We start from the raw sequence: 14,137 nt of genomic DNA, 5'->3' as shown, positions 1-14,137 counted from the left end.
TCAGATTGCTCATAGACTGAATTTCAGTCATAGTAAGAGGAGGTATAAATTGGAAAACAAAATGTTTTGTTATCAGTGTCAGGAGACAGCAGGTAATACAGGATGTACACAGGTAGGTGTATGCGGTAAGAAGCCGGAAGTTGCAAAGATGCAGGATTTACTTATCTATGTAAGTAAGGGTATATCAGCTATAACAACAAGACTTCGTGCAGAGGGTAAGGAAGTAAGCAAGGAAGTAAACCACCTTGTTACATTAAACCTTTTCATCACAATTACAAATGCAAACTTCGACAATGATGCTATTACAGCAAGAATTAAGAAGACACTTGAAGTTAAGAAGGAGCTTTTAAACGAACTTTCAAATAAGGACAATCTTCCTGAGGCTGCTCTTTGGGAGTCATTTGATGAAAGCGAGTACCTTGACAAGGCATCTACAGTAGGTGTTCTTGCAACAAAGGATGAGGATGTAAGAAGCCTTAGAGAGCTTATCACATACGGACTTAAGGGACTTTCAGCATACTCAAAGCATGCAAATGCACTTTTACAGGATGACGGTGAGGTTGATGCGTTCTTACAGAGAGCATTGGCTTCAACACTTGATGACAGCTTAAGCGTAGACGACTTGGTAGCTCTTACACTTGAGACAGGTAAGTACGGTGTAAACGGTATGGCTTTACTTGACAAGGCTAATACAACAGCTTACGGTAACCCTGAGATCACAACAGTTGATATCGGTGTAGGTAAGAATCCCGGTATCCTTGTTTCAGGACATGACTTAAGAGACCTTGAGATGCTCTTAAAGCAGACACAGGGAACCGGAGTGGATGTTTATACTCACTCAGAGATGCTTGCAGGTCAGTATTATCCTGAGCTTAAGAAGTATCCTAACCTTAAGGGTAACTACGGTAATGCTTGGTGGAAGCAGAAAGAAGAGTTTGAGAGCTTCAACGGACCTATCCTTATGACTACAAACTGTATCGTTCCGCCTAAGGCAAGCTACATCGACAGACTTTATACAACAGGTTCTGCAGGATATCCGGGATGTAAGCATATCGCAGGTGATATCGGTGAGGAGAAGGATTTCTCAGAGATCATCGAACAGGCTAAGAAGTGTGCACCTCCTACAGAGATTGAGAGCGGAAGCATCGTAGGCGGTTTTGCTCATGCACAGGTTCTTGCACTTGCAGATAAGGTAGTTGACGCTGTTAAGTCAGGTGCTATTTCAAAGTTTGTTGTAATGGCAGGTTGTGACGGACGTTCAAAGGCAAGAAATTACTACACAGATTTTGCTAAGGCTCTTCCGAAGGATGCGGTTATCCTTACAGCAGGTTGTGCAAAGTATAAGTACAACAAGCTTGACCTTGGAGATATAGGCGGTATTCCTAGAGTTCTTGATGCAGGACAGTGTAATGACTCTTACTCACTTGCAGTTATCGCACTTAAGCTTAAGGAAGTATTCGGACTTGACGATATCAACGATCTTCCGCTTGAGTTCAACATTGCATGGTATGAGCAGAAGGCTGTTATCGTTTTACTTGCACTTTTATACTTAGGTGTAAAGAATATTCACCTGGGACCTACACTTCCGGGATTCCTTTCACCAAATGTAGCTAAGGTTTTGGTTGAGAACTTCGGTATTGCAGGTATCGGAACAGTTGAGGATGATATCGAGCTTTTCTTCGGAAAGGTTGAGAAGCCTGCAGCTGAGGGAAAGTACAATCCTGATATGCTTATCGGTGAGGTTCTTGCAGAGAATCCTGCAGCGGCAAGCGTTCTTATGGATATCGGTATGCACTGCCTCGGATGCCCATCATCACAGATGGAGTCACTTGCAGAGGCCGCTATGGTACACGGTATCGATGTAAATGAGCTTATCGACAGATTAAATATGCTTGGATAATAATATATAACGACCTCCCGGTGCTTGCCGGGAGGTTTTTTGTGTTGTTGAAAAAGCGGGTATCTGTATAATGTTGACATAGTATAAAAATATAAGTAATATGGTTATATAAAGTATTGAGCTTATTTTAAGGTTATGAGAGGAGGTTTATCAATGCAACATACACAGACAAACATAAATTTTTATTTAGATGAAACAGATAAAAAAGACATGGAGCAGGTATGTTCACAATTAGGACTTTCTATGAGTGCCGCCTTTACTATTTTTGCAAAAAAGGTTGCAAGGGAAAAACGCATTCCTTTTGAATTATCACTTGACCCGTTCTATTCTGAAAGCAATATTCGTTATCTTGAAGGAATGATGGACGATATAAAGAGCGGTAAAGCAAAGTTTTCACAGCATGATTTGATTGAGGTGGAATAATGGGTATTCTATGGGAAGACAGGGCATGGGATGACTATTTGTATTGGCAAAGACAAGATAAAAGAACGCTGAAAAAGATAAACGAACTTATAAAAGATATAAAGAGAAATACATTTGAAGGAATTGGTAAGCCTGAACCTCTAAAGGACAGTCTTTCGGGATTTTGGAGTAGAAGGATTGATGATACTAACAGAATTGTATACTATGAACAGTCGGGCATTATATATATAGTTTCATGTAAAGGACATTATGATTAGAATATTTAGTTGTAGCCTAAGAACTTGAGATTCTTAGGCTACATTTTTTTATTTTAAATTTTCTTTCAGCCAATCAATAAGATTTTTATATCTTCCTGCGATATTTTCGTGGTGCCCGTATTCATCAAAGACAGATGTGACTTTATCCAATCTGTCACTTAGAAGTTCGTGGAGCCTGGCGGAAAGTATCGGTGCGTTTGAAAGTATATTGTTGTGTTTGATGCCCTCAGTCTTGCCGTTTTGCAAATAAAGAGATGCTTTTTTATTAAGTACATCATGGTTCTCACAATAATCTAAGAATTGAGGATACCAAAACGAGCCACAGAGTGAAAATATAATACTTGGAGCACCGGCGGTATACAGACTGTATACCGCCGCCAATCCGCCAAGTGAGTAGCCGCCGTAGGCGATTTTACTTTCATCAATGCTGTACTTACACAATAACTCAGGAAGCAGATGCTCAAACACCTGATTGTGGTACTCATCCAGTTTTCCTCCAAAATCAGGCGTGGAGGGTTTTAAATTGTGTGCCTTCCAAGGTGTGAAGGCATCCAATCTGTTTTGTGGTATCAACCCCACCAATATGGCTCTATCTTTTAAATCTCCCAGATAGTTTATTTCGCCGTCATTTAAAAGGATCAAAGGATATCTGTTTTCTTCATTATAGTTGTCAGGCAAGGATATTTTTGTATCGAACATACTATTTATTTAAGAATGAGTTGATATCTTCCAACGCGTTTATTGAAGAAGTACCGTAGTCCATAAACTCATCATATGAGATGGTCATGATTTTGTCGTTCTTTATTGCAGGAACCTCGGAGATTACCGCATTGGCTTTCATAAGGTCGACTGCCTTGGCGTCAAGTTCCTTGTTTCTGTCACTTGTAACATAGATTATAACTTCAGGAGACATGGTAACAAGGTTTTCAAGAGTGAGGTCCGATGTACCTGTTGCAACATTTGTATATCCGAGTGTATTAAGGATACTCTCCTGCAATGCGGACTTATAAGCACCGAAGGTCTGGTCGTTGTATGCACACATAATAAGGGCGTTCTTTAATTCACCGGCATTAGCCTTGTTTGCGGCTGTTACGGCGTCGATTCTTTTTTGTAATTCATCAGCATAAGCATTTGCCTTGTCCTGTATATTGAAGATGATACCTATATTTTTCACATCGTCAATAACGCTTTCAAGACTTTGCTTCATATTTGAAACGGAAGCTTTTTGAGTGTATACAGGTACTCCGTTTTGATTCCAGGTATCCACACTGCCCAGAGATTTATCTAAGAACATCATATTTCTTCCGATAAGTATATCAGGAGTGTTTGAAAGCACAACTTCCTTGGATACGCTCTTCTTATCACCTATATGAGGTATGGAAGAGATAGCTGCGGCATAGTCGGAGCTTACTTCATTGTCGGGATTTAACATTCCGACTATTTTATCCTGTAATCCAAGGTCTATAAGCATTTCGGTAGAAGATAAGTTGTTTGTGATTACTCGCTCCGGAGCCTTTTCAAATACCTGTGATATCTCCTTGCCGTCGGCATCATATGTTGTAACTGTGACAGGATATGTGGTCTCTTTAGCGTCTGCTGTGCTTTCGGATTTACTTTGTGCCGCAGTGCTTTCAACGGTTGTAGAAGCCTGCTCTGTGGAGGAGCTTTCTTTTGTAGTATTGGTGCTTCCACATCCTACAATTGCAAGTGCTATACAAGTTGTTAAAGTTAAGTTTAGAATCTTTTTCATTATTTTTTCCTTTCATTTTAAATATATTCAATCATGGCTTGGTTGTCGTCAGTCCATGATATTTTACAATTTACTCCATATACATCTTTCATTGAACTTTCTGTTACAGTTTGTCTCGGTATACCCTCGTACTTTATTTCACCCCCTTTCATAAGAAATAGACAATCTGAAAACTTACATGCCAATTGAATATCGTGAAGTACCGCAAGTACATTTATATTAAGCTCCCTTATAATATGAAGTATTTCAAGCTTATATTTGATATCCAAATGGTTTGTAGGTTCGTCAAGCAAAAGTAACGAAGGTTTTTGTGCTATAGCTCTGGCCAAAGCCACTCTTTGCTTTTCACCTCCTGAAAGTGAGGAGTAGGAGCGGTTTGCCTTGTCAAGCATTCCCACATCTCTTAAGGCGTCTTCTACAATATCAAAATCGTTTTGCTTTTCAGACTGCAAAAAACTTATATGCGGGCTTCTGCCAAGCATAACGATATCCTCCACATTGCAGTCGAAATTTATTTCATTGAACTGCGCCACCACAGCCATCTCTTTTGCAGAGTCCTTCAGCCTGATGTTTTCAATATTTTTATTGTTTAATAAAATCTCTCCCGAGGTCGGCTTTAATACTCTGTAGATAGTCTTTAAAAGGGTTGTCTTTCCACAGCCGTTAGGACCGAGTATTGTAAAAAACTTGTTTCCGGAAACATTAAGAGACACGTTTTTTAATATCTGCTTGTCCTTTATGGAATAGGATATATTTTTACAAGTTAAATCCATTATCTTTGACCGCCTTTCTGATTTTTTATAACAATATATATAAAGAAAGGTCCGCCGACCAGTGAGGTGAATATACCTATAGGTAACTCCGCCTTATCTATCAGGCATCTGGCAAGTATATCGGCCCAAAGCACAAACAGGCTTCCAAGCAAGGCTGAGAGCGGAATGATTTTTTTGTGGTCGGTGCCGATAAGAATGCGGGATATATGTGGGGTGATAAGTCCCACAAAACCTATAATTCCGCATTTTGCTACAAGCACTCCTGTAATCATTGATATAAACAGCATATAGACAAGTCTGTACTTTTGAAGATTTATGCCAAGTGTTATGGCTACCTCATCTCCCATAAGCATGGTATTCATTGTGCGGTACTGTGTCATAAAAAATATAAGTGAGATAAGTACCACAAAAAGCGGAAGAAGAATATCTGCCCATGTTGCACTTGCCAGCGATCCCATAGTCCAAAACTTGATGGTCATCATACTGTCGGAGTTTGCTCCTATTGATATGATAAAGTTTGAAAATGCACTGAATAAAGCGTTTACAACAGCACCCGAAAGTATCAGGCTGGTTGTAGTAATATTTTTACCTATGGATGCGATAAACATAACTATGGCTGTGGATATAACGGAGCCGAAGAATGCACCTATTCCTGTCATTGATTTAAGGCCCAGTATTATAAAGAATGTAGCGCCGAATGTAGCGCCGGCGGAGATACCGAGAATATACGGTTCTGAAATAGGGTTGTTTACAGTGGTCTGCATTACAGTTCCGCAGAGTGCCAGCCCCGCACCTACTATAAGCCCCATAATCACTCTGGGTATTCTTATATTCCATACAATAGCCATAGTTGATTTTGACAAACTTGCCGCATTTATATGGAACAGATTTGATTGTATGGTTGAGTAGGTATCTTTCAGGCTTATTCTTACGGCGCCTAAAGATATACCTGACAGCAGTGAAAATACCAAGGTTATAAAAAGTACAATCAATAATATATTAAACTTTATATCGGTCTTATTCCTTGTCATAAGAATCCTTTCTTTTTAAAATAGTTAGATACCCCTAACAACATATAAATTATAGTTGAATTTAATTAAATTTCAATATAGTATAATATAAAGACATGGACTATTATTAAAAATATAATCCATAGAAAGGGGTATTATGGAAAAGGATTTCCTGATAAGCTGTCAAAAGGAGTACAGTGCAAGAAAATATTTTATTACCGGGATTTCTCTACAAAGTAAGGATGTGGGAATGCATATCTCATATGATACAGTTCACTCGGCATTTATCTATACTTTATCCGGAGAGGCCTTGGTACAATTTAATGATGAAAGTTTTACGGCGGACGAAAATACGATAGTACATGGTGCAAGTAATCAGAAAATAGATTTTAGTGTAGTTTCGGATGTGCCTTTTGTGCATTTAAATATCTATTACGATCCTGAAAATCCTTGGCACGGATGCAGCGATATAATGAATACGGCATATGAAATAAGTGAATTTAATAAGGAAAATACATCTGAATTACTCTCTAAGCTCAAAAAATGTGCAAACAGTGTAAGTTTTGACGATCAAATCAGAAGCAGGATGATAGCCGGACAGCTGATACTGAGTTCTTTTTGTTATTCGATGCCTGATAAGGAAATAATGCAGATTGAAAATGCTATAGAATTGATGGAAAGCTCATATCAAAAGAGTCTGAGACTTGAAGATTTGGCTCTTGCCGCAGATATGAACAAGGCACATTTTTCATATACATTCAATAAAATCTACAATATTAGACCTATTGATTATCTTATAAGGCTCCGACTCAGAAAGGCGGCCAAGATGTTGCTTGACGGAATGTCGGTTACTGAAGCCTCTATAAATGTAGGCTATCAGGATCCGCTTTACTTCAGCAGGTTGTATAAAAAATATTTCGGTATCCCGCCCAGTAAGACGTGGAGGAAATAGTGATATTTTTAATAAAATTTGTTATACTGTAAGAAAATTTTTGGTGAGTTAAATATGCATTGAGCCGGAGAAAAAAGAAAACTGTTATAATGGAAGAAATAAGAGATATAGTGGATATTTTTGTGTGTATATAAAATTATAAATGTTTAGAAATAAAAAGCAGAAATTTATATTAATTATTTGTGAGAGTTGACCTAACTATTAAACTATGATAGAATATTATTAAAATAAATATATGAAAATTCATATTATTTTTAGCGGTATGTGATTTTATAATAATTGTAAGAGGTTATTATTGAAAAAATTATAGATAAAATAGAATATTTAAAATATCAATGAAAATATAGCGATGTGGTATATGTTTTGATTGTTTAGAGCAAAATTAATTTGATCATTCTCTATTGTAAAAGTGTACTTTAAGGAGGTATGTATGAGAAAAAGATTTTTAAGTGTTCCGTTCGCCATTGTTTTTTCGATTTTTGCAGGTTTTCTGCAAACACCTTTTTCTGCCGGTGTTATAAAAGACGGGGTTCAAAAAGCTTCACAAAATTCTGTGACCGGTGATGATAATTATAAAAAAATTTACAGAGATATCCTTACAAATTTTTATAATACAGGTGTAATAGGCAGTGTTGATGAGTTTTATGACAGTCCGGATGTAGATACCTACAAATCTATTGATGACTCTATATTGAATTTTTATTATTTTACTCTTGCAGATGTTACAGGTGACGGACAAAGTGAAATAATAATTTTAAAAAGACGTACAAATTGGTTCTTTAATTCCGTAGTACAATATATGCGTATTTACAAGATATTTAACGGTAAGGCTGTACAGATTTTTGAAAGTGGATCCTATAGTCCATATCTGTTCCTTGATAATAATATCATCGTTCAAGATTATAGTGAATGCAATAGGGATGATATAGGTATTTGGGCATATGATACATCCATTTGCAATTTTACATTGTTAGATGACGGTAAAGACAGTGAATTGATTGCCTCTGCAAAGGACTCATTGCAAAATAACAGAGTAAAACTGAGTTCAGACAGTATTATGGATTTTCCTGTAACTTTGGAAAATATTGCTGAAGCGGTGGAAAAGCTGCCTGATCCGGGGATTGATCTATATCATAATATTACTAAAGAGTCTAAAGGCATTGCATCTTCCTACAAAAGCTTATATTCACCTATATTGCATGACTTTCATGATGATACTTCAAAATTCAAATTAATGGATATCACAGGTGACAACCGTGATGAGCTTATAGTTAAAGTTATGCCAAAAGGGGAGGATTTTTATGGGATTTACGGTATTTACGGTATTGTAGATGACAAGCCTCGTCTTATCGGATTTGTTACCAACAGTGGAGGAGATTTCTTTGTTTTTGATGACAATACACTGTTGTCCGTAGATTTCAGTGAATATGGTACCTATGGAAGTGAATTCCATTATTACAGTTATGATCCGGATATATCACGATTTACATTGGTAAAAGAAGGTCAATACAGAAACGGTGACAGAGATTATTTGAGAGAGCTTCTCAAAAAGCCTATAAAACTTCGTGAGTCGGATATTGATACGGACATTAATGATGCAAACATTGAGGCGGCTTTAAAGTAGTTATATCATTTATCACATTGTGATTGATAAATTGCTGAGATTTCTTAAAAAGTATTACTCAAATTACTCAAATTCCTGCAAAAGTAGTATAGTCCCGTCTTTGACAGTTTTGAAATATAAAATACCCTTCAAGCCCTGTGTTTTAGCGGCTTTGGAGGGTATTTACATTTCGTTTTGAAACTAAAAAAATAGTATTTTATTTTCCCTTACTTTGTTTTTTAATTGTTCTCATTTGACTTTTTGTTATAAATTCAAAATCTGTATTAAAATGACAAATTTCATGTAGCTTATCTGTAAGCTCCGTTCTTTTATATAGCGGTATAAAACCTTGCTCTTTTACATATGCAAAATTAAAATCCTTTAGGGTTTTTAGAATCTCTTTACATGTATATTTGTGTTCTAAAGCTTTCTCAAGATATCTGTAAATAATCAATGCTAAAAAACAAGTTAAGAAGTGAGCTGTAATTCTGTCAACTCTTTGTAAGTACACAGGCCTTGCTTCAAACTCGGTTTTCATAATTCTAAAGCACTCTTCGATTTGCCATCACTTTTCACTTATACTTAGTATTTCACTTACATTATCGTCAAGTAGGTCTGTTGAGATGGCATACATACCGTCATCCTTTGATATTTCTGCCAAATCTACTACTGCCGTATTTCTTAATTCCGTCTTCATCTTCAATCTCAAAATAATAAGATGTAGTAACTTTCATAGGGAACCTCAAAGCCCCATTACATCATACAATACTATATAATAAAACGAAAATTTTGACAAATTTTTCAACCAAGAAATGTAGGCTATATGCGGGTTGTGAGATTTTTTTTAGGCTTATTTATGTAAACAAACTGTCAAAGACCCGGGTATATAAATCATATAAAAAATATTTAGGCTTTATACAGCTAACATATAGCAAAAATAAAGGAAAGTTGTGTTTATAGAGAATAAATTATTGAGAACCTAAATAAAAATGAGTTTATTTATTGAGATAGTTGTGTTATAATAATGTTATTACATTGTTTGAAAATGTGAATGAATTTATGAAATTTACTTTTGAAATAATATAGAACTACCAATGTTACATTGTTAACATTATCATATATAGATAATTTCAATAAATAAATTTCGAAATAGTAAATGTTGTTTATGCAATTAGATTTACTAATTATATTGTATATCTTATCTAAAAAAGATTTAGGTATATAAATGCATCATGGAGGGAATTTTGATGTACAGTTTTACAGTAAACGGAAAATTGGTTGAAACTGAAAAAGAGGTGTCACTGTTAAGGTTTTTGCGTGACGACTTAAAGCTCAAATCTATAAAGGACGGATGTAGCCAGGGAGCGTGCGGTACCTGTACTATTATTATTGACGGTAAGGCTACCAGAGCCTGTGTTATGACTACCAAGAGAGCTCAGGGTATGAACATCGTTACGGTAGAGGGACTAAGTGACGAGGAAAAAGAAATTTTTGTATATGCATTCGGCTCAAAGGGAGCGGTACAGTGCGGTTTTTGTATCCCGGGAATGGTAATGGCCGGCAAGGCTCTTGTAGATAAGAATCCTAACCCTACCGAAGCTGAAATAAAAGAGGCTATCAAGGGAAATATCTGCAGATGTACCGGATATAAGAAGATTATCGAAGCTATCGATTTGGTTGCACAGATAAAAAGAGGTGAAAAGCAGATAGATAAGGAACTTGAAAAGGGTGATAAGTTCGGTGTAGGTTCAAATGCTTTCAGAATTGACGTAAGAGAGAAAGTACTTGGATACGGTGAGTACTGTGATGATGTGGAGATGGATGATATGCTTCATGTATCTGCTGTCAGAAGTAAGTACCCGAGAGCAAGAATACTTGATATCGACTTTTCAGAAGCTTTGGCAATGGACGGTGTGGTTGCAGTTTATACATCTGAGGACGTACCGAACAATAAAGTCGGACATTTACAGCAGGATTGGGATGTAATGATTCCGAAGGGCGAGATTACCAGATTCGTAGGTGATGCAATATGTCTTGTTGTAGCAGAGAGTGAAGATATATTAAAGAAGGCTAAGGCTTTGGTGAAGGTGGATTATGAAGTACTTGAGCCTGTAAGAAATATTACTGAAGCTATGGCAAAGGATGCACCGAGTATTCATCCTAACGGCAATCTGTGCCAGTCAAGGCATGTAAGAAGAGGCGATACAGAGGCTGCAATCAAGAATTCAAAGTATGTAATTACAGAGACTTTTGATACACCTTTTACGGAGCATGCATTCCTTGAACCTGAGTGTGCTATAGCATTCCCGTATAAGGACGGAGTAAAGATATACAGTTCAGACCAAAGTGTATTTGATACAAGAAAAGAAGTGGCAATCATGTTCGGTTGGGATCCTGAAAAGGTGGTTGTTGAGAACAAGCTTGTAGGTGGCGGATTCGGAGGAAAAGAGGATGTTACAACTCAGCATATAGCTGCACTTTGTGCATATAAGCTACAAAGAACCGTAAAGGCTAAGTTTAGCAGAGACGAGTCACTTGCCTTCCACCCGAAGCGCCATGCAATGCACGGTACATTTACACTCGGTTGTGATGAAAACGGTATATTTACAGGACTTGACTGCGATATCTATTTTGATACAGGTGCTTATGCATCACTTTGCGGTCCTGTACTTGAGCGTGCCTGTACACATGCGGTCGGACCTTATTGCTATCAGAACCACGATATCAGAGGATACGGTTACTATACCAACAATCCGCCTGCAGGTGCATTCAGAGGATTCGGTGTTTGTCAGAGTGAGTTTGCACTTGAGTCAATTATCGACTTGCTTGCCGAAAAGGTGGGTATTTCACCATGGGAAATAAGATACAGAAATGCCATTGAGCCTGAGAAAGTACTTCCGAACGGTCAGATAGCGGACTGCTCTACAGCACTTAAAGAGACTTTGGAAGCTGTAAAGCCTTACTATGAAAAGTATTACCCGAATGTAGGTCTTGCCTGTGCCATGAAGAATGCAGGTGTAGGTGTCGGACTTCCGGATACCGGTCGTGCGAGACTGAAGATAAATGACGGTAAGATAGAGATATACTGCGGTGCTTCAGATATAGGTCAGGGATGTGCAACAGTATTTGTACAGATGGTTTCAGAGTCACTTGGACTTCCTAAGTCCAAGATTAAGAATATGGGCAGCAACTCCGAGGTGGATCCTGATTCCGGTACTACTTCAGGTTCAAGACAGACACTTATAAGCGGTGAGGCTATCAGAAGAGTTTCCGTTGAAGTTAAGGCGGCACTTGATGAAGCAGGCGGTGACCTTGACAAGCTTAACGGCAGAGAGTTCTATGCAGAGTACTTTGAACCTACAGATAAGCTTGGTGCAGATGTACCTTTCCCTAAGTCTCACGTAGCCTATGCATATGCCACACACCTTGTCGTACTTGATGATGAGGGCAAGGTTTCAAAGGTTATTGCGGCACATGATTCAGGTAAGGTTGTAAACCCTATTTCTATACAGGGTCAGATTGAAGGCGGCGTACTTATGTCACTCGGTTATGCACTTACTGAGGACTTTAAGCTTCAGGATTGTGTACCTAAGTCAAAATTCGGTACACTCGTTCTTATGAGATCTGTTGATATACCTGAAATTCAGGCTATTTATGTTGAGAAGAAGGAACTCTTAGGAGTTGCATACGGATCTAAGGGTATCGGAGAGATTGCTACCATTCCTACAGCTCCTGCTGTACAGAATGCTTACTATAAGAGAGACGGCAAGCTCAGACCGAAGCTTCCTATGGACGATACTTACTATTCAAATAAGAAGAAAAAATAATTTATATTTAAGAGGGGTTGGCATTTGCCAATCCCTTTATTTATTTATATAATAGAAAGAAAAACGAGATAGGAAAATATATGAAAAAGAGAATAGTTATTTTTGGAGATTCAAATACATGGGGTTATGACGCAAAGAGCGGAGGCAGGTTTAATGAAGAAATCAGATGGCCAATGGTAGCGGCAAAGCTGCTTGGAGAGAGTTACAGAGTCTATGAAGAGGGGCTTTGCGGCAGAACCACCTGTCTTGACGACCCTTTTAATGAGGGACTTTCAGGGCTTAGCTATATTTTACCATGTCTTCAGAGTCATTCACCTCTTGATATGTTGGTGATAATGCTTGGTACCAACGACTGTAAGGAAAGATTTTCACTGACAGGTGCAAATATTGCACTTGGAATGAGAAGACTTGTTATGAAAGCTTTAGTGGCTGATGTATGGAGAGATAAGCCGAATATACTTATAATTGCACCGGGTCCTATATTAAAGGAATGTGAGCTCTCGGATGTGGGCAAAAATATGGGTAAGTGTTCGGATAAATCATATGAGCTTGCCAAGGAGTACAAGCTTGTGGCCGAGGAACTTAATGTTGGATTTTTGGATGCCGCTCCTTATGTAGAGATGAATGACATTGATTTTATGCATTTGACGGAGGATTCACATAGGGTGCTTGCAAAAAAAGTAAGTGAAGTTATAAAAAGCACATTGGATAATAAAGAAGTAAAGATATGACATTAACACAACTGAAATACGCTATAGAGGTTGCAAATGCCGGTTCTATAAATAAGGCTGCGGGTAATCTCTTTATCACACAGCCCAGTCTCTCGTCGGCCATTGCCGAACTTGAGGCCGAGATAGGTATAAAGCTTTTTTCAAGAAACAACAGAGGTATATTTTTGACGCCTGCAGGAAGCGAGTTTGTAGGATATGCAAGGCAGGTTGTGGAGCAGTTTAATCTTATAGAAGCAAAGTATATCTCAAATCAGAATTTAAAAAAGAAGTTCAGTGTGTCCATGCAGCATTATACATTTGCAGTCAGTGCCTTTGTAAATCTTGTAAAGCAGTTCGGAATGGACGAGTACGAGTTTGCGGTAAATGAGACAAAGACATATGATGTTATAAATGATGTAAAGACCTTTAAAAGTGAGATTGGTATACTTTATCTAAATGATTTTAATAAAAATATTTTGACTAAGCTTTTTAAGGATTCAAATCTTTTATTTACTCCGTTGATGGAATGTAGCATCTATGTATATCTTTACGAAGATCATCCTTTGGCAAATCATGATAAGATAAAGATGGAAGAGCTTATGGACTATCCTTGTCTGTCGTTTGAGCAGGGCGAATATAACTCGTTTTACTTTGCGGAGGAGGTGCTTTCCACTTATGAGTACCACAGACTGATAAAGGCAAATGACAGAGCGACATTACTCAATCTCATGGTGGGACTTAACGGGTATACACTTTGTTCAGGTATAATCTGTGAGGAGCTAAACGGTGAAAAGTATAAGGCGATAAAGCTTGATTCAAATGAAAAGATGACTATAGGGTATATCATAAGAAAAGATATATCTATCAGCGAACTCGGTAAGAAATATTTGGAAGAAGTGGCAAAGTTTAAGGATAAGACTTTAGAATAGGAG

At 37.7% G+C, this 14,137-nt stretch carries 12 protein-coding genes and 1 pseudogene; 8 read left to right on the top strand and 5 right to left on the bottom strand.

The window, feature by feature from the left end; genetic code table 11:
* Positions 1-49: 49 nt before the first annotated feature.
* The 3 genes from hcp to EHW90_RS08415 all read left to right on the top strand — a co-directional run bounded on the left by hcp (position 50) and on the right by EHW90_RS08415 (position 2,580).
* On the top strand, positions 50-1,900 hold the full coding sequence (gene hcp / locus EHW90_RS08425; RefSeq protein WP_124952367.1) for a hydroxylamine reductase: 1,851 nt from the start codon (positions 50-52) through the stop codon (positions 1,898-1,900).
* A 153-nt stretch (positions 1,901-2,053) separates the two neighbouring features.
* Complete coding sequence (locus tag EHW90_RS08420) at positions 2,054-2,323, top strand: type II toxin-antitoxin system RelB/DinJ family antitoxin (RefSeq protein WP_124952366.1); 270 nt, start codon at positions 2,054-2,056, stop codon at positions 2,321-2,323.
* Complete coding sequence (locus EHW90_RS08415; RefSeq protein ID WP_124952365.1) at positions 2,323-2,580, top strand: Txe/YoeB family addiction module toxin; 258 nt, start codon at positions 2,323-2,325, stop codon at positions 2,578-2,580. The genes EHW90_RS08420 and EHW90_RS08415 overlap by 1 nt, the downstream gene beginning before the upstream one ends.
* 48 nt (positions 2,581-2,628) lie before the next feature.
* Here the strand turns inward: EHW90_RS08415 and EHW90_RS08410 are convergent, their stop codons facing one another.
* From EHW90_RS08410 to EHW90_RS08395, 4 genes are read right to left on the bottom strand one after another with little or no spacing between them, the layout of a single operon-like run.
* Positions 2,629-3,279, bottom strand: a complete 651-nt coding sequence (locus EHW90_RS08410) for an alpha/beta hydrolase (RefSeq protein ID WP_124952364.1) — start codon at positions 3,277-3,279, stop codon at positions 2,629-2,631.
* A gap of 1 nt (position 3,280) precedes the next feature.
* Positions 3,281-4,330, bottom strand: coding sequence for an ABC transporter substrate-binding protein (locus tag EHW90_RS08405; protein ID WP_124952363.1), 1,050 nt, complete (start codon positions 4,328-4,330; stop codon positions 3,281-3,283).
* A gap of 17 nt (positions 4,331-4,347) precedes the next feature.
* Positions 4,348-5,103, bottom strand: a complete 756-nt coding sequence (locus EHW90_RS08400) for an ABC transporter ATP-binding protein (RefSeq protein WP_124952362.1) — start codon at positions 5,101-5,103, stop codon at positions 4,348-4,350.
* Positions 5,103-6,134 (bottom strand): FecCD family ABC transporter permease, encoded by a 1,032-nt coding sequence (locus EHW90_RS08395; protein ID WP_124952361.1) that lies wholly within the window; start codon positions 6,132-6,134, stop codon positions 5,103-5,105. The genes EHW90_RS08400 and EHW90_RS08395 overlap by 1 nt, the downstream gene beginning before the upstream one ends.
* Positions 6,135-6,270: 136 nt before the next feature.
* Between EHW90_RS08395 and EHW90_RS08390 the strand changes: the two genes are divergently transcribed.
* Both EHW90_RS08390 and EHW90_RS08385 read left to right on the top strand, forming a co-directional pair.
* Entirely contained in the window at positions 6,271-7,065 is a 795-nt protein-coding gene (locus EHW90_RS08390) for a helix-turn-helix domain-containing protein (protein ID WP_124952360.1), read from the top strand.
* Positions 7,066-7,495: 430 nt separating this feature from the next.
* Positions 7,496-8,689 carry a hypothetical protein gene (locus EHW90_RS08385; RefSeq protein ID WP_124952359.1) on the top strand — a complete coding sequence of 398 codons (1,194 nt, stop codon included), beginning with the start codon at positions 7,496-7,498 and terminating at the stop codon, positions 8,687-8,689.
* A gap of 196 nt (positions 8,690-8,885) precedes the next feature.
* On the opposite strand, the pseudogene EHW90_RS08380 reads toward EHW90_RS08385, so the two are convergent.
* A pseudogene (locus EHW90_RS08380) lies at positions 8,886-9,308 on the bottom strand (IS1634 family transposase); the annotation flags it as partial.
* Positions 9,309-9,915: 607 nt separating this feature from the next.
* Between EHW90_RS08380 and xdh the strand changes: the two are divergent.
* The 3 genes from xdh to EHW90_RS08365 all read left to right on the top strand — a co-directional run bounded on the left by xdh (position 9,916) and on the right by EHW90_RS08365 (position 14,134).
* Positions 9,916-12,495: a selenium-dependent xanthine dehydrogenase gene (gene xdh / locus EHW90_RS08375; RefSeq protein WP_124952358.1), complete on the top strand. Its 2,580-nt coding sequence runs from the start codon at positions 9,916-9,918 to the stop codon at positions 12,493-12,495.
* An 80-nt stretch (positions 12,496-12,575) separates the two neighbouring features.
* Complete coding sequence (locus tag EHW90_RS08370) at positions 12,576-13,226, top strand: SGNH/GDSL hydrolase family protein (RefSeq protein ID WP_124952357.1); 651 nt, start codon at positions 12,576-12,578, stop codon at positions 13,224-13,226.
* Entirely contained in the window at positions 13,223-14,134 is a 912-nt protein-coding gene (locus EHW90_RS08365) for a LysR family transcriptional regulator (protein WP_124952356.1), read from the top strand. Before EHW90_RS08370 ends, EHW90_RS08365 begins: the two co-directional genes overlap by 4 nt.
* Positions 14,135-14,137 lie beyond the last annotated feature (3 nt).

This window comes from Lachnoanaerobaculum orale (assembly GCF_003862485.1).
GTDB lineage: Bacteria > Bacillota > Clostridia > Lachnospirales > Lachnospiraceae > Lachnoanaerobaculum > Lachnoanaerobaculum orale.
Note: the sequence above shows the minus strand (reverse complement) of the source record. Positions and strands in the feature narration are given on the sequence as shown.

Excerpts from the sequence above, each read along its gene's own strand:
- EHW90_RS08420 (WP_124952366.1), top strand. The coding sequence starts at position 2,054 with ATGCAACATACACAGACAAACATAAATTTTTATTTAGATGAAACAGAT.
- EHW90_RS08415 (WP_124952365.1), top strand. The coding sequence starts at position 2,323 with ATGGGTATTCTATGGGAAGACAGGGCATGGGATGACTATTTGTATTGG.
- EHW90_RS08410 (WP_124952364.1), bottom strand. The coding sequence starts at position 3,279 with ATGTTCGATACAAAAATATCCTTGCCTGACAACTATAATGAAGAAAAC.
- EHW90_RS08405 (WP_124952363.1), bottom strand. The coding sequence starts at position 4,330 with ATGAAAAAGATTCTAAACTTAACTTTAACAACTTGTATAGCACTTGCA.
- EHW90_RS08400 (WP_124952362.1), bottom strand. The coding sequence starts at position 5,103 with ATGGATTTAACTTGTAAAAATATATCCTATTCCATAAAGGACAAGCAG.
- EHW90_RS08395 (WP_124952361.1), bottom strand. The coding sequence starts at position 6,134 with ATGACAAGGAATAAGACCGATATAAAGTTTAATATATTATTGATTGTA.
- EHW90_RS08390 (WP_124952360.1), top strand. The coding sequence starts at position 6,271 with ATGGAAAAGGATTTCCTGATAAGCTGTCAAAAGGAGTACAGTGCAAGA.
- EHW90_RS08385 (WP_124952359.1), top strand. The coding sequence starts at position 7,496 with ATGAGAAAAAGATTTTTAAGTGTTCCGTTCGCCATTGTTTTTTCGATT.
- xdh (WP_124952358.1), top strand. The coding sequence starts at position 9,916 with ATGTACAGTTTTACAGTAAACGGAAAATTGGTTGAAACTGAAAAAGAG.
- EHW90_RS08370 (WP_124952357.1), top strand. The coding sequence starts at position 12,576 with ATGAAAAAGAGAATAGTTATTTTTGGAGATTCAAATACATGGGGTTAT.
- EHW90_RS08365 (WP_124952356.1), top strand. The coding sequence starts at position 13,223 with ATGACATTAACACAACTGAAATACGCTATAGAGGTTGCAAATGCCGGT.